This is a genomic window from Pseudomonas sp. FG13 (assembly GCF_057809755.1).
Genome location: NZ_JBMDKO010000006.1, coordinates 157,797 through 177,308, shown reverse-complemented (window position 1 = coordinate 177,308; position 19,512 = coordinate 157,797). Strand labels below are relative to the sequence as shown.

Below are 19,512 nucleotides of genomic sequence, written 5' to 3'. Positions count from 1 at the left end.
GGTGATGGTGACTGTGCCACCGTCATCGCGAGCAGGCTCGCTCCCACAAGGGATCTGAGGTGGACACCACTTCTGTGAACACCCGGAAACACTGTGGGAGCGAGCCTGCTCGCGATGGCGGTGGTGCTGCTCAATCAGAGCTATCTGACGACATAGAACTTGCGCACGTAGACATTGCTCTTCCAGGCACAACGGGCATTGAGGGGAACGAAGACCGTGTCGCCGGTGTTGACGATCAGGTCACTGCCGTCGGCTGTCTGCAAGGTGACGCTGCCTTCGATCAGGTGCATCAGTTCATGCAGTTTGTGAGGCCGTGCCCTGCGCGTGTAGGGGGTCGAATCCCAGACACCGATGCGCAGGTCGGTGGCTTGTTCGACGAACACGTTGTACGAGCGGCACTGCGGCGCCGGGCTGAGCAGGATCTCGGCATCGGGCGCAGCGGAAGGCGAGAGCAGGGTGTGCGCAGGCAGTGCCGTGAGCCCGGGGGTGCTCGCTGCGACGGGTTGGGTGTCGGCACAGAAGGCCCAACGCGAATCGGGCTGTGCGTCGATTTCCACTGCTGTGCCGCGGGCGATCACCGCGCTTTCACCGGGTTTGAGCTGGAGCGTCTGCTCCTGGCTGCGCAGGGTGACGGCACCGGCGTGCACCACGATCATTTCGCTGAACGGATAGTGGTCGACTCGGGTCTGGCCGCTCAGCTCGACTACACCGGCGGCGATGCCATCCTCCCCGGCGAAGGCGATCAGCCGGTCGAAAGGATCGTTGGCGCCCAACGAGGTCAGGATGAAGGTCGTGGCGACAGGACTGCCGTCGGCGCGGGCCAACAGCATTGCAGTAGGTTCGGGCATGGGGGTGACTCTCCAGGAAAAGTATGTGTTAGCCAATGGCCTGGGTCACCAGCGCGAACTGTTGCACCGCGCCGGTGGCCTGGGGAGGTGTGCCGAGGGCCATTTGGGCGACGGTGTCGATTTGCTTGAGCCCGGCCTCTTCCAGAAAGGCCGTCAAGCCGCTATTGGAAGGAATGTCGATGCGTACGAAAGCGTCCGGGATCTGCGCCAGCAGGACCGCGATCATGTGCCGGGCCTGCTCCAGGGTCTGCGCAACGACCGGGCCGATGCTGCGACCCCGCCCGAACGGGCGCAGCAGGGCGAAGCCGCACAGGCGGCCGTCCTGCTCTATGCCTACCGCCTGCTCGACGACATCGAACAGATCGTTCAGCACGACAGTTCGATCCAGGCCGCTTCCGGCATTGGCCAGTTCGATCACTGCGGCCTGATCGGCTTCGGTTAGCGGGCGGCAGCGTTCGCCAGGGGACAGTGGCTGCGGTGCAAGCGAAAGCGCCTGTCCCTGATGTTGTTGGATATGCCCGAAATCGACGAAGCCCTGGCTGGCATACAACGGTGCACCGGCCAACGTCGCGTTGAGCATGGGCGTACGCGTCCCGCAGGCCTCGAGGGCCAGTTCCATCAGCCTGCGGCCAATGCCTTGGCCCTGGTATTCGTCATCGACGATGACCAGGCCAATGCTGGCATGGCTGCCCTGTGGGCAGGTGAACGCACTGCCGATGAGGCGACCCTGGTCTTCCACCACAAACCCTTGGGCGACACGCTCCAGCATTGCCCAGTCTTCCAGGCGATGGGGCCATTTCAGTTTCACGGACAACGTATGGGCGCGGGGGACATCTGCCGCAGTCATGGGTCGATAGAGGTAAGCAGGGCGTTGCGAAATGGACATGGCAGATCCCCGTTGGGAAGGCGTGGAATCGGACGGATTCGTCCGCTGAGAGCCCTTGTATCTCACCTGCCACCGGGCCTGACAATAGGCTGGAATGGATTCGGCAGGTTCCGTTGACGACGGCTTCACCGGCCACATTTTTTGCTCAAATCCTGTGTCGGGCCAGCAGTAAATATCGGGGCGGTTCTGCGAAGCGGTGGGGCAGTTGGAAGTGTTGCCAGCTGTGCCGCCGCCATCGCGAGCAGGCTCGCTCCCACAGTGTTTGCGGGGTGCTCACAGGAGCTATCTCCACCCCGAATCCCCGGTGGGCTTGCCCGCGAAAGCGGTGGGTCAGTTGGCAGTGATGTTGCCCGTGCCGCCGTCTTCGCGAGCAAGCCCGCTCCCACAGTGTTTGCGGGGTGCTCACAGGAATTATCTCCACCCCCGAATCCCCGGTGGGAGCGAGCCTGCTCGCGATAGCGATGGATCAGCTTGCAGAGATGTTGCCTGTGCCGCCGTCTTCGCGAGCAAGCCCTAATGCCAGTCAGTTAAGGATCAAACGGCGCAACGCCTGTGGGAGCAAGCTTTGCTCCCACGGGGTTGTGGCTTAACTGACTGACATTCGGGCAAGCCCGCACCCACAGTGTTTTCGAAACGTCAGTAGGCCCGTTCGCGATTCACCTGGCCAAGCATCGATTCGCCCCGCTGATGCCGGCGGATATTGTCCAGCAGAACGCCAAACGCACTTTCGGGTTGGGTCATTGCCGCGATGTGCGGGGTCAACAGAATCTGCGGGTGATGCCAGAAGGGATGATCCGGTGCGGCCGGTTCCTGTTCCAGTACGTCGAGCACGGCCGAGCTGAGCTGGCCGTCGGCAAGCGCTTCGAGCAGATCCGCTTCGACCAGATGGCCGCCGCGGCCCATATTGATCAGGGCCGCGCCTTTGGGCAGTTGCTGGAATACCTCGCGGTTGAGGATCCCCCGGGTCTGCTCGGTCAACGGCAGCACACACAGCAGGATATCGCATTGGCCCAGAAACACCGGCAGTTGTTCGGCACCTGCAAAGCACGCCACCCCGGCGATCTGGTGTTCACTGCGGGCCCAACCCGACAGGGCGAAGCCGAATGGCTGCAAGGCGGTGAGGATATTCCGGGCCTGCAGGCCCAACCCCAGGACCCCGATCCGACGCTGCCGGGCGGGAACCAGTCGGTGTGCCTGCCAGCACCGTTCGGCCTGTTGCTGACGGTAGCGCAGCATGTCCCGGTGCAAGCCGAGCACGGCGAACGTGGCGTATTCGCACATGCCCTGGCTGATGCCCGGATCGAGCAGGCGCACCACCGGCAGGTTCGTCGGCAGGCGACCCAGATCGAGCTGATCCACCCCCGCCGACAAGGCGAACAGTACCTCAAGATTCGGCAGCACCGTTTCGATATCGTCCGGTGCCTGCCACGCCGCCAGGTAGCGAATATCCCGTGGGTCACCGATGTCCGGCCAGGCGCGCCATTCGATATCCGGAGCATGTTCGGCGAACAGGCGCTTCCACTGTTCGCCGCGTACCGGGTCAGCTTTGTAGAGCAGGGCCATGGGTCTTCTCGCCGGGAAATAAGGAGTATCCAGCATGCCTCAATGGGGCGAGAGGATTCTGCTGTTTGCCGGGGTGTAAACAGTCGATCCGGATTTCTCAGCGGGCAAGTTCGGCTTAGAGCATTGTGTCGAAGGCTTAACCTGTGAACACATCGCAGCCGCTTCGGGTTGCCTGGCTCACTATGGGAAATGCCATGAACAGTAAAGTCGAAGAAACCCCAAGTCTGCTCCGTCAGCGTGATCAATTCGTCCCCCGTGGTCTGGTGACCGCGCACCCGCTGGTGATCGATCGGGCCCAGGGCTCGGAGTTGTGGGATGTCGACGGCAAGCGCTACCTGGACTTCGTGGGCGGTATCGGTGTGCTGAACATCGGGCACAATCACCCCAAGGTAGTGGCGGCAGTGCAGGCGCAACTGCAAAAGGTTTCCCACGCCTGCTTCCAGGTAGTGGCCTACAAGCCGTACCTGGACCTCGCCCAGCGGCTGTGCCAGATGATCGGTGGCCAGCACGCCTATAAAGCGGCCTTTTTCACTTCCGGCGCCGAAGCGGTGGAAAACGCGGTGAAGATTGCCCGCGCCCACACCCATCGTTCGGCGGTGATCGCCTTTCGCGGCGGGTTCCATGGCCGGACGCTGCTCGGCACCACGCTGACCGGAATGAGCCAGCCCTACAAACAGAACTTCGGGCCATTCGCGCCGGAAGTCTTCCACACGCCCTATCCAAATGCCTATCGGGGTGTCACCAGCGAGATGGCGCTCCAGGCGCTGGACGAACTGCTCGCCACCCAAGTGGCGCCTGAGCGGGTCGCGGCGATCATCATCGAACCGGTGCAGGGCGATGGTGGTTTCCTTTCGGCGCCGGTAGAGTTCCTCCAGGGCCTGCGTGCGCTGACCGAGAAACACGGCATCGTGTTGATCCTCGATGAAATCCAGACCGGTTTCGGGCGCACCGGCAAGTGGTTCGGTTTCCAGCATGCCGGTATCCAGCCAGACCTGGTCACCGTCGCCAAGAGCCTCGCCGGTGGCCTGCCATTGTCGGGTGTGGTCGGCAAGGCCGAGATCATGGACGCTCCACTGCCTGGCGGCCTGGGCGGGACCTATGGCGGCAACGCATTGTCGTGCGCGGCGGCGCTGGCAGTGATCGAGGCCTATGAGCAGGAACAACTGTTGGCGCGCGGCGACGCCCTGGGCGAGCGCCTGCGTCAGGGGCTGTTGCGTCTGCAAGCCCGCTACCCGCAGATCGGTGATGTGCGTGGCAGCGGTTTCATGCTGGCCATGGAGTTGATCAAGAATGATGAAGCATGCACCCCCGACGCGGACCTGAACCAACGCCTGATCGACGAAGCCCGTGTGGGCGGGTTGCTGGTCATCAAGTGTGGGGTCTACCGCAACGTGATGCGTTTCTTGGCACCGCTGGTGACCAGCGAGGCGCAGATCGATGAAGCGTTGCAGATTCTTGAAGGGGCACTGGCGCGGGTCTTGAACTGAGCGTCTGTGGCGAGGAAGCAGGCTGCCTCGCCACACTCGTTCCAACGCGTTGGATGAACTGCATTAGGGACTCATCGGAGGCTTTTAGCCATGAGGCTGACTGAATATCGAGCGTTGTTGATCGACTGCGACGAGGTCCTGGTGGATCGGGATTCCGGCATCTGGACGGCCTTGCAGCCGCTGCTGGAGACCCATGGCGACCCGCCGGACAAAACTCAGGTGCTGACCGAGTTCGATGAGGCGCTGCGGGCCCTCTATCCACGCTTTGGCGAGCTCGGTTTCAGTGGGCTGCTGTGCTTCGCCCACCGTCAGTTGGCTGAGCGCTGGCAGCTCAAGGTCAGTTGGGAGGAGGGCATGAGCTTCGCCCGCTCGGCGGCCAGTTGGACGCTGTTCGAGGATGCACCGGGTGCGATGCTCTACCTGCGTAAGTTCTACCGTCTGCTGGTGCTGGGCGACCGTGATGCCGAGGACCGGGGCGTGCTGTGCGAACGCCTGGGTATCGAGCCGGAGGATTTCATCTCACTGGCGAACGATCCTTTGCAGGATCCCGATTGGCTGGCGGCCAACGGTCTCGATCCCGGCGCTATTCTCCAGATAACCCGTCCGGGCGCCCATTCACGCCGGGATCGGGCTGTGTGCCTGATCTGCCGAAACCCCGAGCTGCCGCTCCAGCCGTGCGCGGCGGACTACTGCATCAGCAGCATGGCGGATCTGGTGGCGCAGCACCAGTTGTCGCTACGTCACTGATTTTGTTAGAAGATAGTCTACAAACGGCACGCAAGGGGTATGCGATGGAAGGTTTAGCGAAACTGGACCGTATTGACATCAGCATTTTGGTCGAGCTGCAAAAAGACGGCCGCATGACCAACGTCAGCCTGGCCGATGCCGTGGGGTTGTCCGCCAGCCCTTGCCTGCAACGGGTCAAGCGGCTGGAGTCGTTGGGGTACATCTCCAGCTACAAGGCGCACCTGAACCTGGCGAAGATTACCGATTCGGTGACGGTCTTCACCGAAGTCACCCTGAGCGACCACAAGCGCGAAGACTTCGCCAAATTTGAATCCAACATCCGCCTGGTGGACGAAGTGCTGGAGTGCCACTTGATCAGCGGGGGCTACGATTACCTGGTGCGCTTCATGACCCGCAGCATCCAGGACTACCAGGACGTGATGGAAAGTCTGCTGGACAAGAACATCGGCATCTCCAAGTACTTCAGCTACATCGTCATCAAGTCGCCGGTACGCAAGGACGAGATTCCATTGCGCAAGTTGCTGCGGCACTGATCCGATTACCTACCGGGAACAAATGTGGGAGCGAGCCTGCTCGCGATGGCGGTGTATCAGACGCATAAGATGCTGACTGATATTCCGCTATCGCGAGCAGACTCGCTCCCATAGAGGTTGTCGTGGGTGTGCTGGCTTTATTCCTTGAGGAAGGTCAGCAGGTCCTGGTTCAAACGATCCTTGTGGGTCTCGGTCAACCCGTGCGGCGCGCCAGGGTAGACGATCAGTCGGGCGCCCTTGATCAGTGCCGCCGAAGCCCGGCCGGCAGCGTCTATCGGCACGATCTGGTCGGCGTCGCCATGGATCACCAGGGTCGGCACGTCGAACTTCTTCAGATCGTCGCGGAAATCGGTGGCCGAGAACGCGGCGATCGAGTCATAGGTGTTCTTGGCGCCGCCCTGCATGCCCTGGGCCCAGAACGATTGGATCAGGCCCTGGGACGGCTTGGCGCCCTTGCGGTTGTAGCCGTAGAAGGGGCCGGAGGCGATGTCCAGGTAAAGCTGCGAGCGGTTCTCCAGGGACGCCTTGCGCAGGCCGTCGAACACCGCGAGTGGCAGGCCACCGGGGTTGGTGTCGGTCTTGAGCATCAATGGCGGAACAGAGGACACCAGCACCGCTTTCTTGACTCGGGCAGTCCCGTGGCGACCGATATAGCGAGCCACTTCACCGCCCCCTGTCGAGAAGCCCACCAGGGTCACATCCTTCAGGTCCAGCGCTTCAATGACCGCCGCCAGGTCGTCGGCGTAGTGATCCATGTCGTTGCCTTCCCAAGGCTGGCTGGAACGTCCATGGCCGCGACGATCGTGGGCGACAACCCGATAACCTTTCGACGCGAGGAACATCATCTGCGCTTCCCAACTGTCGGAGTCCAGCGGCCAGCCGTGGCTGAAGGTGACGACCTGGCCATCGCGCGGGCCCCAGTCCTTGTAATACAGCTGAACGCCGTCCTTGGTGGTGATGTAGCTGGCGGATTGGATGACGCTGCCGATAGCCGAAGCAGTGGTCGTAGCAGTGGTCTGTGCCGGTGCGGCTTCTGCGCCGAGAGTCGCGAGTGCCAAGGTAGCGATGGCCAGGGTGCGGTTGAGTGTGTTCATTGGGCTCTCTCCATAAGGGCTGGTTGACTGTCGCGACCGCTGTCGATCGCGTTGGTGGGCAGATTAGAGAGAGAGGACGATGACGAGAACGGTGCCGGTATCGATAGCGACTATAGGAATAACAGATACTTGGGAGGCTTTGGTTGTGAAAGCTTGCTCGCGATGGGGCCTTGAAGGTAGATCGCCGGCTCAGTCAAGCACACCCGTGTTTGGGTCTATGCTTACCTTATCCTTCCCATCAGCCCACCCATGAACGGCCCGGACCCCTCCAGGAGACCACGTGAAACCTTCGATACCCGCCACGGCGCTGTTCTGTCTATTGCTTGGCACGGGGGCTGTCAGGGCCGAGGAATATCAGGTCGTCACCGAGGAGTGGGCACCGTACAACTATCAGGAGAACCATCAGCTCACCGGCATGACCACCGAGATCGTTCGGGCCATCATGGCGCTGACCGGGGATGAATTCGAAGTGGTGCTGCAGCCCAGTATGCGCGCCACTCAGGTGTTGAAAACCCGGCCCAAGACGATCATGTACTCGCTGTTCCGCACGCCGGAGCGTGAGCCGTTGTACAAGTGGGTCGGACCGATCGTGGAGGAGGCCATTTATCCTTATCAATTGGCGAGTGCGCCGCCGGTGCATTCCCTGGAACAATTGCTGGGCGCCCAGCAGATCACCACTCGGCACGCCGGGCTGGTACCTGAAAAGCTGCAATCGCTGGGCTTCAAGAACCTCGACAAAAGCGCAACCGAGAGCAAGTTGCTCTACCGCATGCTGCTGGCGGGGCGCACCAATATCATCGTGGGTGACACCGATGCGGGGGTGGCGTACTACACCCGCCAGTTGAACATCGCCCCCGGCACGCTGCGAAAAATACCTATTGAACTGTACCGTTCATCGCTGTACATCGCCTTCAGTCCCGACAGTGACGACGAACGGGTCGCCGCGTGGGCCAGCGCCTTGGAACAGTTGCGCCAGTCTGGCGAGTTGAGGCGTATCCAGCATCGGTACGAGCAGCTCGCTGGGCAATGAACGGTTAACCGAAAGAAGGCATCGGCCCCAGCGAATTCAGAATCCAGGTGATCGCTGCCACGGCCACGAGCACCGCGACTACCACGCCGATGAACAGCCACTTCAGGATCTTCGGCAACACCGGCGGCTTGGACCGTGGCGCGAGCGCTTCTACGGTGAGCCTCATCTCTTCGGCGCATCGCGGGCAGGCCGCGTTGTCGTCGAGGATGAGGCTCCTGCATTGATCACAGATTTTCATGTCGTCGACTCGGGGCTCAGAATTTGTGGACGATACCCAGCCTACCCATGATTTCCAACGCATTGACCAGGCCCAAGCCGTTCATGGGCAGACAGGCAAAGGTCTGGTGCTCATCGAAGTGAGTGCCGATGGCCAGCAGCTTCAGATCATGGGCATCCAGCTGTGCGTTGAAATACTGGAGCAGCGCCCGCTCCCAATCGTTGGCGCCGTTGATGACATCGACGGTTTTACGGTCGGGTATCGCGATCTCGATGTTCAATTGCTGTAGCGGGGCAAGGGTGTTGACGGCGATGACCCCGCAGGACGACCACTCTTTCCATTCGAACTCGGCCAATTGATTGGCCTGGGCAAGGGCTGATGCGACTTGAGTCCACGCCCAGTCCCACTGTGCCGTTGGGGGCGCAATGCCTTGAATGAGCACTTGCGCGCGATCCTCGTCGAACAGGCAATCGAACAGATCGGCCAACGTCTCGACCCGATTGGGCTGTGACCCCTGACTGTCCAGGTCCCGGCTCAAGCGTTGCCACAGCGTGTCCAGCTCCTCCCAGTCTTCCTCATCCATGTCATCTTCGATCACCTTTGCCTTGTCGCCGCGCTGGTAGTTGTCCAGCCGTGTCTTGAGGACACGTATCGCGCCGTCGGCGAGATCGACTTCATAGCTGCGGTAATCCAGGTAGTTGGTCTGGAAAACGATGCGATCGGGAAATATTTCCTGGACGAGGTCTTCTTCAGCGTCGAAATACACCGCGCCCTCGAGCGAGCCATGGGCGGCGATGATGCGTTGGAACGACAGGGCGTCGATGGGGTTCATGTAGGTCCGATCATAGGGGATTGTGGCGTTCACGGGTTGAGGTCTGTCATTATCCTGGAAGCCGGAATTTGAGCAGAAGCGTATGAATCGTCAGAAAAAAATCAAGCAGCTACTAAAGGCCCACGCTAAAAAGGCGAGTGCCAAGTTGGCGCCGAAGAACAAACCCAAGTACATCAGTAAAGCGGATCGATTGAAACTGGCTGCTGAGTCCAGTGAAGAATCAGCCACTATCCCTGAAACTGAGTAGTGTCAGTGAGTAGATCACAGAACCTGTGGGAGCGGGCTTGCTCGCGAATGCGGAGTGTCAGTCGCTGAAATGTTCAATATCTGCCGCCATCGCGAGCAGGCTCGCTCCCACATTTTTGCTGGGTGGCCACAGGGTGGTGTTCACCACAAACCCTGTGGGAGCGAGCCTGCTCGCGATGGCGGCCTGTCAGCCGCCACTGGCAAATCTGGAAACGCTCCTTTCAGGTAAAAAACTTGCTCGGCGTCTTGCCGAACTGCTTCCTGAACATGTTCGTAAACGCGCTGGGGCTGTCGTATCCCAGTGCCAGCGCGACATCGATGATTTTTTCTCCCACCGCCATTCGCTCAACCGCTTGCAGCAGGCGAGCCTGCTGTCTCCATTGTCCGAAAGTAATCCCGGTTTCCTTGCGAAACAGCCGCTGGATCGTCTTCCCGTCAAGGCCGAGGCGGGCGCTCCAGTCCGACAGTGTCGAGCCATCGGCAGGGTCGCCTTGCAGCGTGACGCAGATCTTCTTGATCCGCGGGTCCGTGGGTTGCGGAAGGTGCAGCGGCAGGGTGGGGAGCAGGGCGAGCTCATCGAGGATCAACGCCATCACCCTGGCCGCGCGGGTGTTCGGGGCATGGGGGAGCGGCAGGTGCACGGCGACCTTGATCAACTCACTCAACAGGGCGGAAATGCTGACGGCCTTCGTTTCGGTTGGAAGGTCTGCCACGGCATCAGGCCGGACGAATACGCTGCGCATTTTGACGTGCCCCACGCACCGCACGGAATGTACCTGCCCGCATGGCATCCATAGCCCCCGGTTCGACGGCACCGTCCACTGGCTCGATGCCGTGTGTACAACCATCACGCCTTCGACGGCGTAGATCAGTTGGTGCTTTTCATGGGAGTGGGGTGAGATGAACCAATCCGCAGGGTAATCGGTTGCCCTGCCGATCATGGTCCAGGCACCTTCGTCGATCTCGAGCAACGCTTCATTCAAAGGCTTGATCATGATGTCCTTTTTGCGATGGTTGATTCCCTTGTCCAGTGAGACAGACATTTCCGTGGATTCTAGGATGACGACGCGCCTGTCAGAAAGTGCTGTCACCTTCTGCCCAGGTTTTTTTTTCAGACCTATCGCCTGGAAGCTTTTGTCATGTCCACCACCGCCACAGCCTCGACCACGGCATCCGTCGTCAACCAAACGAGCCCGCTTGTCATGCGGGTCATCGGTGCCTGTGCCCTCGCGCACCTGATCAATGACCTCATTCAGGCCGTGCTGCCTTCCATCTATCCGATGCTGAAGGCCAACTACGGCCTGACGTTCACCCAAGTGGGATTGATCACCCTGACGTTCCAACTGACCGCCTCGCTGTTGCAACCGTGGGTGGGCTATCACACGGATCGTCATCCCAAACCCTGGCTGTTGCCTGCCGGGATGGTCTGCACCCTCATCGGCATCATGATGCTGGCGTTCGTCGGCAGTTTTGGCGCGATCCTCATCGCTTCCGCATTGGTGGGCATCGGCTCTTCAACCTTCCACCCGGAAACCTCCCGTGTCGCACGGCTCGCTTCAGGTGGTCGCTATGGTCTGGCGCAGTCGACGTTCCAGGTCGGCGGCAATGCGGGCAGTGCCTTCGGTCCGTTGCTGGCCGCGGCCATTGTGATCCCATATGGTCAAGGCCATGTTGCCTGGTTCGGTCTGTTTGCCGTCTTCGCCATCTTCGTGCAGTACGGCCTGAGTCGTTGGTACCGCAACCACCTCAACCTGTTCAAGTTGAAACAGGGCGGCAAGGCAACCCACGGCCTGTCCAAGGGCCGGGTGACCGCTGCGCTGGTGGTCCTGGCGTTGCTGGTGTTCTCCAAATATTTCTACATGGCGAGTTTCACCAGCTACTTCACGTTCTACCTGATCGAAAAATTCCACCTGTCGGTGACCAGCTCCCAGCTGTACCTGTTCCTCTTCCTGGGGTCGGTGGCGGCCGGCACGTTCTTCGGCGGCCCTATCGGTGACAAGATCGGTCGCAAGAAGGTCATCTGGTTCTCGATCCTCGGCGTCGCGCCTTTCACCCTGGCGCTGCCTTATGTGGACCTGTTCTGGACCGGCGTGCTCAGCATGATCATCGGCTTCGTCCTCGCCTCGGCGTTCTCCGCCATCGTCGTCTTTGCCCAGGAGCTGGTACCGGGCAATGTCGGCATGATTGCCGGCGTGTTCTTCGGCCTGATGTTTGGTTTCGGCGGCATCGGCGCTGCGTTGCTGGGCTACCTCGCTGACATCCACGGTATCGAGTATGTCTACACGCTGTGTTCCTACCTGCCGTTGCTGGGTGTGTTGACCATTTTGCTGCCTTCGACCAAAGGCGTTTAAAAGCGCTATCCCTCTGTGGGAGCGCGCCTGCTCGCGAAAGCGGTATGTCAGTCACCGAGAGGCTGAATGTGCCGCTGCCATCGCGAGCAGCCTCGCCATCCCAAGCATCATTTTTCCTGTTCGGCCGCCTCCGCCGTTCCCGCGGGCGCGATCATTCCAAGAATCGCATCACGGCACACCGCAAGAATTTCATCGGCCAGCGGCGAGTCATCCGGACAGGCGCGGGACATGACCACGGCGCCAAGGGCATGGGCCATCAAGGCAAGATGTTTTGCACGGACCTGCGCAGCGTCTGGGCCGTCCGCTTCGCTACTGCCTTCACACAGTGCCGCGAGCTGGGCTTCAATACCGGCCGCAAACGTGGTGCGAACCGTTTCTTCCTTGCGCGCGGCGTCAGCGCACAAGGCCGCCAGTGTGCAACCTGTGGCGCGATGATCGCGATGATCGCGCGCCAGGTAGGTCTTCACGAAATCCTCAGCCGAGGCGCCAGCCAATAGCGCCGCAGACTGTTCAATGCCGCACGCAGACGACTCCGCCATCAGATCGGCTTTGGAGTTGAAATGCTTGTAGAACCCTCCCTGGGTAAAACCGGCGGCGGCCATCAAATCTGCTATACCGACGCCGTCATAACCGCGCTCTCGAAAGAGAGCCGATGCCGTTGCCACGATGTGCGCACGGTTTTCCTGCGCCTGTTTTTTCGAGACTTTCATGGTCTATCCACGTGTTTTCTATGCCGTCAGCATACATTGATGTCGTCCGACATCAAAATATTGACTTTTTAGAGTTTGGTCGTAATCATTATATGCACTTCCATTGGAAGCCGAAATCAGATCTGAGCCGCGATACGCCATAGCCCCATTCATCTATCGGAATCAATATGAAAGCACTCACATTCAAACGCTATGGCAAGTCGCCGGATGTCGGGTTTGAGCAAGTTGCTCGCCCGAGCATCAAGCCTGACGAATTATTGGTCGAGGTCCACGCTGCCGGGTTGAATCCGATCGACAACATGATTACCACCGGCATGTTCAAACCCGTCTTGAAATTCCAGCTACCCGCCACGATGGGCAGCGATCTCGCTGGCGTAGTCAGGGAGGTTGGAAGCGCTGTGACTCGCTTCAAGGTCGGTGACGCCATTTTTGCCAGTGTGTTTGACCTTGGCATCGGTTCAATCGCCGAGTATGTCGCCGTACCGGAGCGTGTTGCAGCGCTAAAGCCAGACAACCTGGACTTCGTGCAAGCCGCTTCTATTCCGATGGTGGGGCTCACCGCCTGGCAAGCGTTGAAAGGGCGTGCGCACCTTGAATCCGGTCAGAAAGTATTTATACCGGCTGGCTCGGGGGGCATCGGGACGTTCGCGATCCAACTGGCAAAATACCTGGGCGCCAAGGTCGCCACGACCACCAGCACCATCAATACCGAGTGGGTTGGCAACTTGGGCGCGGACGAAGTGATCGACTATAAGAAACAGGCGTTCGAACAGGTACTGAAGGGATACGATGTGGTACTCGGTACGACCAGGGGCGATACCCTTGAAAAGTCCGTTGGTATTCTCAAACCCGGAGGAAAAATTGTTTCCCTCATCGGCCCGTTGGACAAAGCCTTCGCGCAAACTCGCCGGCTGAACTTCTTCCTCGCCTTCGTATTCGGCCTGATGAGTCGCAAGATCATGGGCCTGGCGAAGAAAAACGACATCAGCTATTCATTTCTCTTCGTTCGCCCGGAGGGAACTCAATTGAATGCGATTGGCGAACTGATCAGAGCCGGGCACATCAAGCCAGTGATCGATCAGGTCTTTCCCTTCGAGCAAGCCAAGGGGGCGCTTGATTATTTGGCTCAGGGCCGTGCGAAGGGGAAGGTTGTGGTCAGGATCAAGTAAGGGGCTTGGCGGCCAAACTTCATATCTGGATGTAATCGCTGCATTGGCGAATGCCCTTGTGGGCACCTGCGATCAGATGGACATAATGGCCGTTCACCCAGTCAACCGGCAGGCAATCATCCACCTCAAACACGGCGTCGGTGTGTGATTTGAGCCAGTCCGTCGGCATGCGTCGCTTGCCCAGCTGCTTGGCCTGGGCTTTGTCCCGAGCCACCACCAGCAGGTAGCGGTGAGCCTCGCCAAACACATCGCGCTCGTAGCCGCCAAGGTTGATGAAAAACAGCCTTGGCTCATCAGGGCCTGGGGCCATTGGGCTGAGTTCGACCCGGTAGGTGTCGATGCCGTCCACTTCCAGCCAGGCGTCGATGTGCAAACCCTTTTGGCTACCAAACCAGGCCTGGCGCAGTTGGGGATAAGCGTGTTCCAGCGAGTCCGCCTGCGCGAACACCACGTCGTGTATCTCGATGCTGGCGCGGGGGTGACGACCGCCGAGCATGACTACGTACAGCATGAAAACTCCTTTTCAGGGGGCCGTGCAGCGCAAAAATCTATACATGAATTGCATTTATCTGTACAAGAAACTAGCTTTGTACAGATATTTTATCATTCTACAGGTTCCTCATGGCGCATCCTGTTCGTTGGGCCTGCCTCTGCCTGATGTTGACGGTGATGTCGTCGGCCGCCGCAGATTGGCGAGCGGCACTGCCAACCGCGCAACGGCTGGGTGAGGGGGACTTCACTTGGTTCGGCCTGCGTCTGTACACCGCCCGGCTGTGGACCGCCGGCCCGGCGCAGGATTGGAACCGGCCCTTCGCGCTGGAGCTGCTTTACCACCGATCGATGTCCCGGGAAACGCTGGTGCAGGCCAGCCTTGAGGAAATGCAGCGGCTTGGCCCCGGCAGCGTGACGGCCCAGTCCCTTGAGGCCTGGACCCAGGCGATGGAGGCCGCATTCGTGGACGTGCGTCCCGGCATGCGCATCACTGGCCTGTATCTGCCGGGGAAGGGCTGCCGCTTCTACGTGGACGGCAAGCTCAGCCATGAAATTGCCGACCCGGTGTTTGCCCGGGCGTTCTTCGCCATCTGGCTCGATCCGCGGGCCCGGGACCCCCAATTGCGCCAGCGCCTGCTCGGCCTGGCCGACAACGACCGAGGGACCTGAACATGTACAAAGCACTGTTGCTGGCCGCCTGCCTGTTCCTCGGCAGTTGCGGCAATGTCGGTGTCGACCACTACGCTGGTGAACAACCGCATTTGGACTTGGCGGCGTTCTTCTCGCGACCGGTGCAGGCCTGGGGGATGTTCCAGAAGCGGTCAGGGGAAGTGGTCAAGCGCTTTCATGTTCGCATCGACAGTCGTCGTGAAGGCGAGCGGCTGATCCTCGACGAACATTTCCTCTACAGCGACGGCACGCGACAGCAGCGTACCTGGACGATTGTGCCGGACGGCCCGGGTCGCTGGCGTGGAACGGCAGGGGACGTGATCGGCGAGGCCCAGGGTGAAGTGGCCGGTAATGCGCTGCGTTGGCGTTACCGACTGGACCTGCCGGTCGAAGGGCGGCACTGGGAAGTAGACCTGGACGACTGGATGTACCTGATGGATGACGACACCCTGATCAACCGTTCGAGCATGAGCAAACTGGGGGTGGAGATCGGCCAGATCACCTTGTTTTTCCGTCGTCTGCCGGAGGGCACGCCATGAATTTGAATAACCTCATCGAGCGGGTCGCGGCCGGGGAAGTCGAAGCGCTTGAACTGCTATCACTGGAAGGCGGCTTCTACATCCTGCGCGCCATGACCGCTGCCGGCCCGGTCACACTGAGCGATGCGCAGGGGCAGCCTGTTCGATTGCGTTCATCCACCGAGCTGCGCCAGTTGTTGATTGACCTGCCACCGTTGCCCTGCACGCTGGTGCAGCACGTGGTGCATGATGAAATGTGCGGGCAGCGTGACGGCCCCGTCGCGCCCTTGCGGCTGCCGTTGACGCTGGCTAGCCAGTGGTAGAGCGGAAGACGCCACGGGTCAGCGCCACGCCGCGATGCGCACGAGCAGGGGAAAGGCCAACGCCCAGATCGCGCTCAACAGCAGGCCGGTTTCCATCGTGCCCAGCGGCAAGTCGACATATGCCACCCTGGCGCCGCCTACGTACGCCAACGGGCCTGCAACTGCGCCCAGCAACGCCCCGCGCCAAAAGGACCCGCCGGCCCAGGCCAGGCTATGGCGCAAACCGCTGGCCAGGACCAGCCACAACAATGCCAGCCACAGGGGCAGTGGCCAGCTATCAAATCGGAACACGTCAAATGCGCCCAGCAGGCTGTCCAGCGCGCAGCCGGCCAGTGCGGTGCGCAGCAGGGCCTTTACCTCGGCATTGAAATCCCGGCACAAGCACAGGTGCAAGGCCAAGCCGAGGGGCACCAGCAGTAACAGCCAGGGGCGTTGGGCCCCCAGCACGCAGATCCACCAGCCGACCTGCAACCAAAGTGCATTGGCGACCTGCCAACGCCCGGGCATCAAGCCTGCCCGGGCAAGGCCGCACGCCGTGCCTGAGGCGCAGCCCAAAGCAGTTGCGCCACGCCGATGGCGCGCTCCTGGAAACCGCCCTGGCAATAACACAGGTAGAACTCCCACAGACGCTGGAACGTATCGTCATAGCCCAGCGTCGCCAGTTCGGTGCGGGCCTGGCGCAAGTTGTCGCGCCAGTGTTCCAGGGTCCGGGCATAGTCCAGGCCGAAATCCTCCAGGTGCACAAGGTTGAGCCCGGTGTGACGACTGGCGGTGTCCAGCATCACGCTCAGCGAGGGCAGGGCGCCGCCCGGGAAGATGTAGCGTTGGATGAAGTCCACCGAGCGGCGTGCCTGGGCATAGCGCTGGTCGCGAATGGTGATTGCCTGCAACAGCATGAGGCCATCGGGTTTGAGCAGTGCCGCACACTGGCGGAAGTACACCGGCAGGTAACGGTGGCCGACCGCTTCGATCATTTCGATCGAGACGAGCTTGTCGAATGTGCCCCTGAGGTCGCGGTAGTCTTCACGCAGCACCGTCACACGCTGCTCCAACCCCAAGGCGTGGACGCGTTGCAGGGTATGGGCGTATTGCGCCTCGGAAAGCGTCGTGGTGGTGACCCGGCAACCATGCCGGGTGGCCGCGTGGATCGCCAGGCTGCCCCAGCCACACCCGATCTCCAGCAGATGATCGCCGGGGTGCAGTTCAAGTTTCTGGCAGATGCTTTCCAGCTTGTGCAACTGGGCTTGCTCCAGCGTTTGTCCAGGGTGCTCGAACTGGGCGGCCGAATACATCATGGTCGGGTCCAGTAGCCGCTCGAACAGGGCATTGCCCAGGTCGTAGTGGGCCAGGATATTGCGTCGGGAACCGCGCCGGCTGTTGTGGTTCAGCCGATGCAGCAGCCGCAGGGCCGGGCGCCCCAAGCGCGCCAGGCCGCCTTCCAGGGCATCGAGCACGTCCAGGTTGGCGACGAACAGGCGGGTCACCAGCGCCAGATCCGGGCTGCGCCAGAAGCCGTGGATGTAGGCCTCGCCCGCGCCGATCGAGCCATTGCCGGCAATCATGCCCCAGGTGGTGTCATCGAGGATCTCCACTTCGGCCTGCAACGGACTGGCGGCATCACCGAAGTTCCACTGGCGCCCATGACTGAGCAGCCGCAGATGACCGTGGCGCAGTTTGCCCAGTTGAGCGAGCACGGCACTGCGCGCCAGCCCGCCGAGCAACGGCGCCAGGCCTGTGGACTTGTTAACGCTCAGGGTTGGGTTGGACATGGTCGGGGTTCTCGCAAGGTTGGCCGAGCGCCAGGTCGCCCTGGCAGGTCGTGTGGTCATGGATGGGGGTGCGTTTGAACAACAGGCGCAGGGCTTGCCAATAAATGGCCGAGACAGTGCGCAGGCTCATCCATGGGAAAGTCAGGATGTATCGGTGCAGCGCCTTTCGATCCAGCGGCTGGCGGCGCAAGGCAAGGTCCGCCTCGAAAACCTTGTCGGCGCCTTGCCAGTTCTCCATGTGAATGCGCACGTGTCGCTCGTCCAACGCAAATCGCAGGTGATAGTCCATGTCCAGTGGCATGAACGGCGACACATGGAAGGCTTTGGCCACGGCGAACGGTCTGGCGAGGTTGCCTTCCACCGGCAGCACGTAATGGAAACGTTCACGCCACGGCGTGTTGCGCACTTCAAGCAGGATCGCCGCCAGGTGCCCGTCGCGGTCATGGCAGAAATAGAAACTCACCGGGTTGAACGACAGGCCCCAGCAACGCAGTTGGGTGAGCAGGCGAACCGGGCCGTCGGGCGTTTGCCCCGTGGCCTGTCCGACCAGTAGGCGGGCGGCCTGGGCCAATGACTCGCCTTGTCGGGTCCGGGCGGGTAGGTAGTCGGTCTCGCGCCAGCTAAGCGGCGCCAGGTGCCAGCGTCCTAGCCAGCGCGACAGGCCGAGTAGCCAGGCCTGCTCGTCCAGGTCCAGGTAGAACAGGCCGGTCCGGTAGCGAAAGGCATGACGTTGCGGCGACAAGCGACGGTGGCTGATCCAGCCCAGGCAAAGGCTGCTGTTCACAACGTCTCTCCAAAATGTTCAGCCACCTTCAGCGCGCTGACCACCCCGTCCTCGTGAAAGCCGTTACCCCAATAGGCGCCGCAGTAGTAGGTCAATTGCTGGCCCTGCAGTTGCGCCTGGTTCGCTTGCGCGGCAGATGCGGCGAGGCTGTATTGCGGATGGGCGTACTGGAAGCGGGCGATGATCTTTGCCGGGTCCACCAGAGCCGTCTGGTTGAGGCTCACACAGAACGTCTCCGCTGCCTGGATGCCTTGCAGGATGTTCATGTTGTAGGTCACCGCCGCCGGAGCCTGGTCGCTGCCGCCGAGGCGATAGTTCCAGCTGGCCCAGGCCCTCCGGCGACGCGGCAGCAGGCGGCTGTCGGTGTGCAGCACGACGTCATTCTCGGCGTAGTGGATGGCGCCCAGCACGGCGCGCTCTTGCAGGCTTGGGGTTTCCAGCAGTTTCAGGGCCTGGTCGCTGTGGCAGGCGAACACCACCGTGTCGAAACGCTCCGGGCCGGCGGCGCTGATAAGCGTTACACCACCTTCGTCACGGCTGACGCGGCGAACCTTGCAGTTGAGGCGAATGCGTTCCGCGAACGGTTGGCACAGCGGCGCGACGTAACTGCGCGAGCCACCTTCGATGACCCGCCATTGCGGGCGCTGACTCACCGACAGCAAGCCGTGGTTGCGACAGAAACGCACGAAGAACTGCAGGGGGAAGTCGAGCATGTCCGCGGGGGACATCGACCAGATCGCCGACCCCATGGGCACGATGTAGTGTTTGATGAAGCGATGACCGTAGCCCTGCGCCCGGAGGTAACTGCCCAGCGTGGTGCTGGCGTCGATACGTCGGGCGTCCAGGTCTGCGAGTGACTGGCGGTTGAAGCGCAGGATGTCGCGCAACATTCCCCAGAACTCCGGCGACACCAGATTGCTGCGCTGGGCAAACAGCGTGTTCAGGTCGTGACCGTTGTATTCCAGGCCAGTGAGCGGGTCATGCACGGAGAAACTCATCTCGGTCGGCCGTGAGGCAACCTTGAGCTGATCGAGCAAGCGGATGAAGTTCGGATAGGTCCAGTCGTTGAAGACGATGAAGCCGGTGTCGATGGCATGCCGTTCGCCGCGCCAGTTCACATCGACGGTATGGGTATGGCCGCCGATCCATTCGTCCGCCTCGAAAACCGTCACTTCGTGTTTGCGGGACAGCAGGTAGGCGCAGGTCAGGCCCGCGATGCCGCTGCCAATGATTGCTATACGCAT

Annotated in this window: 23 protein-coding genes; 10 read left to right on the top strand and 13 right to left on the bottom strand. The window is 61.1% G+C overall.

Annotation, left to right across the window (positions count from 1 at the left end):
• Window positions 1–140 precede the first annotated feature (140 nt).
• From ACODTO_RS08340 to ACODTO_RS08330, 3 genes are all read right to left on the bottom strand, one after another.
• On the bottom strand, window positions 141–848 hold the full coding sequence (locus ACODTO_RS08340) for a cupin domain-containing protein (protein WP_139648537.1): 708 nt from the start codon (window positions 846–848) through the stop codon (window positions 141–143).
• 28 nt (window positions 849–876) lie between these two features.
• Window positions 877–1,734 (bottom strand): GNAT family N-acetyltransferase, encoded by an 858-nt coding sequence (locus ACODTO_RS08335; RefSeq protein WP_139648539.1) that lies wholly within the window; start codon window positions 1,732–1,734, stop codon window positions 877–879.
• Window positions 1,735–2,370: 636 nt separating this feature from the next.
• Window positions 2,371–3,297, bottom strand: a complete 927-nt coding sequence (locus ACODTO_RS08330; protein ID WP_175362135.1) for a 2-hydroxyacid dehydrogenase — start codon at window positions 3,295–3,297, stop codon at window positions 2,371–2,373.
• Window positions 3,298–3,491: 194 nt separating this feature from the next.
• On the opposite strand from ACODTO_RS08330, the gene gabT reads away from it, so the two are divergent.
• From gabT to ACODTO_RS08315, 3 genes are all read left to right on the top strand, one after another.
• Window positions 3,492–4,784 carry a 4-aminobutyrate--2-oxoglutarate transaminase gene (gene gabT / locus ACODTO_RS08325; RefSeq protein ID WP_139648544.1) on the top strand — a complete coding sequence of 431 codons (1,293 nt, stop codon included), beginning with the start codon at window positions 3,492–3,494 and terminating at the stop codon, window positions 4,782–4,784.
• Window positions 4,785–4,874: 90 nt separating this feature from the next.
• Window positions 4,875–5,531 (top strand): HAD family hydrolase, encoded by a 657-nt coding sequence (locus ACODTO_RS08320; protein WP_489106267.1) that lies wholly within the window; start codon window positions 4,875–4,877, stop codon window positions 5,529–5,531.
• A gap of 44 nt (window positions 5,532–5,575) precedes the next feature.
• Window positions 5,576–6,064: an Lrp/AsnC family transcriptional regulator gene (locus ACODTO_RS08315; protein WP_003203167.1), complete on the top strand. Its 489-nt coding sequence runs from the start codon at window positions 5,576–5,578 to the stop codon at window positions 6,062–6,064.
• A gap of 137 nt (window positions 6,065–6,201) precedes the next feature.
• Here ACODTO_RS08315 and ACODTO_RS08310 read toward each other — a convergent pair whose 3' ends face one another.
• The gene (locus ACODTO_RS08310; RefSeq protein WP_489106266.1) at window positions 6,202–7,158 is read right to left on the bottom strand and encodes an alpha/beta fold hydrolase; all 957 of its coding nucleotides are present in this window, start codon (window positions 7,156–7,158) and stop codon (window positions 6,202–6,204) included.
• A 280-nt stretch (window positions 7,159–7,438) separates the two neighbouring features.
• On the opposite strand from ACODTO_RS08310, the gene ACODTO_RS08305 reads away from it, so the two are divergent.
• On the top strand, window positions 7,439–8,188 hold the full coding sequence (locus tag ACODTO_RS08305) for a substrate-binding periplasmic protein (RefSeq protein ID WP_139648550.1): 750 nt from the start codon (window positions 7,439–7,441) through the stop codon (window positions 8,186–8,188).
• A gap of 4 nt (window positions 8,189–8,192) precedes the next feature.
• Here ACODTO_RS08305 and ACODTO_RS08300 read toward each other — a convergent pair whose 3' ends face one another.
• Both ACODTO_RS08300 and ACODTO_RS08295 read right to left on the bottom strand, forming a co-directional pair.
• Entirely contained in the window at window positions 8,193–8,426 is a 234-nt protein-coding gene (locus ACODTO_RS08300; RefSeq protein WP_175362138.1) for a hypothetical protein, read from the bottom strand.
• A 16-nt stretch (window positions 8,427–8,442) separates the two neighbouring features.
• Complete coding sequence (locus ACODTO_RS08295; protein ID WP_489106265.1) at window positions 8,443–9,270, bottom strand: hypothetical protein; 828 nt, start codon at window positions 9,268–9,270, stop codon at window positions 8,443–8,445.
• Window positions 9,271–9,319: 49 nt separating this feature from the next.
• Here ACODTO_RS08295 and ACODTO_RS08290 point away from each other — a divergent pair, with 49 nt between their 5' ends.
• A complete protein-coding gene (locus ACODTO_RS08290) occupies window positions 9,320–9,484 on the top strand; it encodes a DUF2986 domain-containing protein (RefSeq protein ID WP_139648554.1) in 165 nt (54 codons plus the stop codon).
• 220 nt (window positions 9,485–9,704) lie between these two features.
• Here the strand turns inward: ACODTO_RS08290 and ACODTO_RS08285 are convergent, their stop codons facing one another.
• A complete protein-coding gene (locus tag ACODTO_RS08285; RefSeq protein ID WP_139648731.1) occupies window positions 9,705–10,526 on the bottom strand; it encodes an AraC family transcriptional regulator in 822 nt (273 codons plus the stop codon).
• Window positions 10,527–10,622: 96 nt separating this feature from the next.
• On the opposite strand from ACODTO_RS08285, the gene ACODTO_RS08280 reads away from it, so the two are divergent.
• Window positions 10,623–11,834, top strand: coding sequence for an MFS transporter (locus ACODTO_RS08280; protein ID WP_139648556.1), 1,212 nt, complete (start codon window positions 10,623–10,625; stop codon window positions 11,832–11,834).
• Window positions 11,835–11,941: 107 nt separating this feature from the next.
• On the opposite strand, the gene ACODTO_RS08275 is transcribed toward ACODTO_RS08280, so the two are convergent.
• Entirely contained in the window at window positions 11,942–12,544 is a 603-nt protein-coding gene (locus ACODTO_RS08275) for a TetR family transcriptional regulator (protein ID WP_139648558.1), read from the bottom strand.
• A gap of 167 nt (window positions 12,545–12,711) precedes the next feature.
• Between ACODTO_RS08275 and ACODTO_RS08270 the strand changes: the two genes are divergently transcribed.
• Complete coding sequence (locus ACODTO_RS08270; RefSeq protein ID WP_489106264.1) at window positions 12,712–13,713, top strand: NADP-dependent oxidoreductase; 1,002 nt, start codon at window positions 12,712–12,714, stop codon at window positions 13,711–13,713.
• Window positions 13,714–13,732: 19 nt separating this feature from the next.
• Here ACODTO_RS08270 and ACODTO_RS08265 read toward each other — a convergent pair whose 3' ends face one another.
• Window positions 13,733–14,224, bottom strand: coding sequence for a DUF1543 domain-containing protein (locus ACODTO_RS08265; RefSeq protein WP_139648562.1), 492 nt, complete (start codon window positions 14,222–14,224; stop codon window positions 13,733–13,735).
• 110 nt (window positions 14,225–14,334) lie between these two features.
• Here ACODTO_RS08265 and ACODTO_RS08260 point away from each other — a divergent pair, with 110 nt between their 5' ends.
• From ACODTO_RS08260 to ACODTO_RS08250, 3 genes are read left to right on the top strand one after another with little or no spacing between them, the layout of a single operon-like run.
• Window positions 14,335–14,874, top strand: coding sequence for a chalcone isomerase family protein (locus tag ACODTO_RS08260; RefSeq protein ID WP_489106263.1), 540 nt, complete (start codon window positions 14,335–14,337; stop codon window positions 14,872–14,874).
• A 2-nt stretch (window positions 14,875–14,876) separates the two neighbouring features.
• The gene (locus ACODTO_RS08255; RefSeq protein WP_139648566.1) at window positions 14,877–15,413 is read left to right on the top strand and encodes a DUF3833 domain-containing protein; all 537 of its coding nucleotides are present in this window, start codon (window positions 14,877–14,879) and stop codon (window positions 15,411–15,413) included.
• Window positions 15,410–15,715 carry a DUF6482 family protein gene (locus ACODTO_RS08250; protein ID WP_175362144.1) on the top strand — a complete coding sequence of 102 codons (306 nt, stop codon included), beginning with the start codon at window positions 15,410–15,412 and terminating at the stop codon, window positions 15,713–15,715. Before ACODTO_RS08255 ends, ACODTO_RS08250 begins: the two co-directional genes overlap by 4 nt.
• An 18-nt stretch (window positions 15,716–15,733) precedes the next feature.
• Here the strand turns inward: ACODTO_RS08250 and ACODTO_RS08245 are convergent, their stop codons facing one another.
• The 4 genes from ACODTO_RS08245 to ACODTO_RS08230 are packed head-to-tail and all read right to left on the bottom strand — an operon-like array spanning window position 15,734 to window position 19,512.
• The gene (locus ACODTO_RS08245; RefSeq protein WP_175385839.1) at window positions 15,734–16,222 is read right to left on the bottom strand and encodes a DUF2878 domain-containing protein; all 489 of its coding nucleotides are present in this window, start codon (window positions 16,220–16,222) and stop codon (window positions 15,734–15,736) included.
• A complete protein-coding gene (locus ACODTO_RS08240; protein WP_175385838.1) occupies window positions 16,222–17,484 on the bottom strand; it encodes an SAM-dependent methyltransferase in 1,263 nt (420 codons plus the stop codon). The genes ACODTO_RS08245 and ACODTO_RS08240 overlap by 1 nt, the downstream gene beginning before the upstream one ends.
• A complete protein-coding gene (locus tag ACODTO_RS08235; RefSeq protein WP_489106262.1) occupies window positions 17,459–18,268 on the bottom strand; it encodes a DUF1365 domain-containing protein in 810 nt (269 codons plus the stop codon). Before ACODTO_RS08235 ends, ACODTO_RS08240 begins: the two co-directional genes overlap by 26 nt.
• Window positions 18,265–19,512: an NAD(P)/FAD-dependent oxidoreductase gene (locus ACODTO_RS08230; protein WP_139648577.1), complete on the bottom strand. Its 1,248-nt coding sequence runs from the start codon at window positions 19,510–19,512 to the stop codon at window positions 18,265–18,267. The genes ACODTO_RS08235 and ACODTO_RS08230 overlap by 4 nt, the downstream gene beginning before the upstream one ends.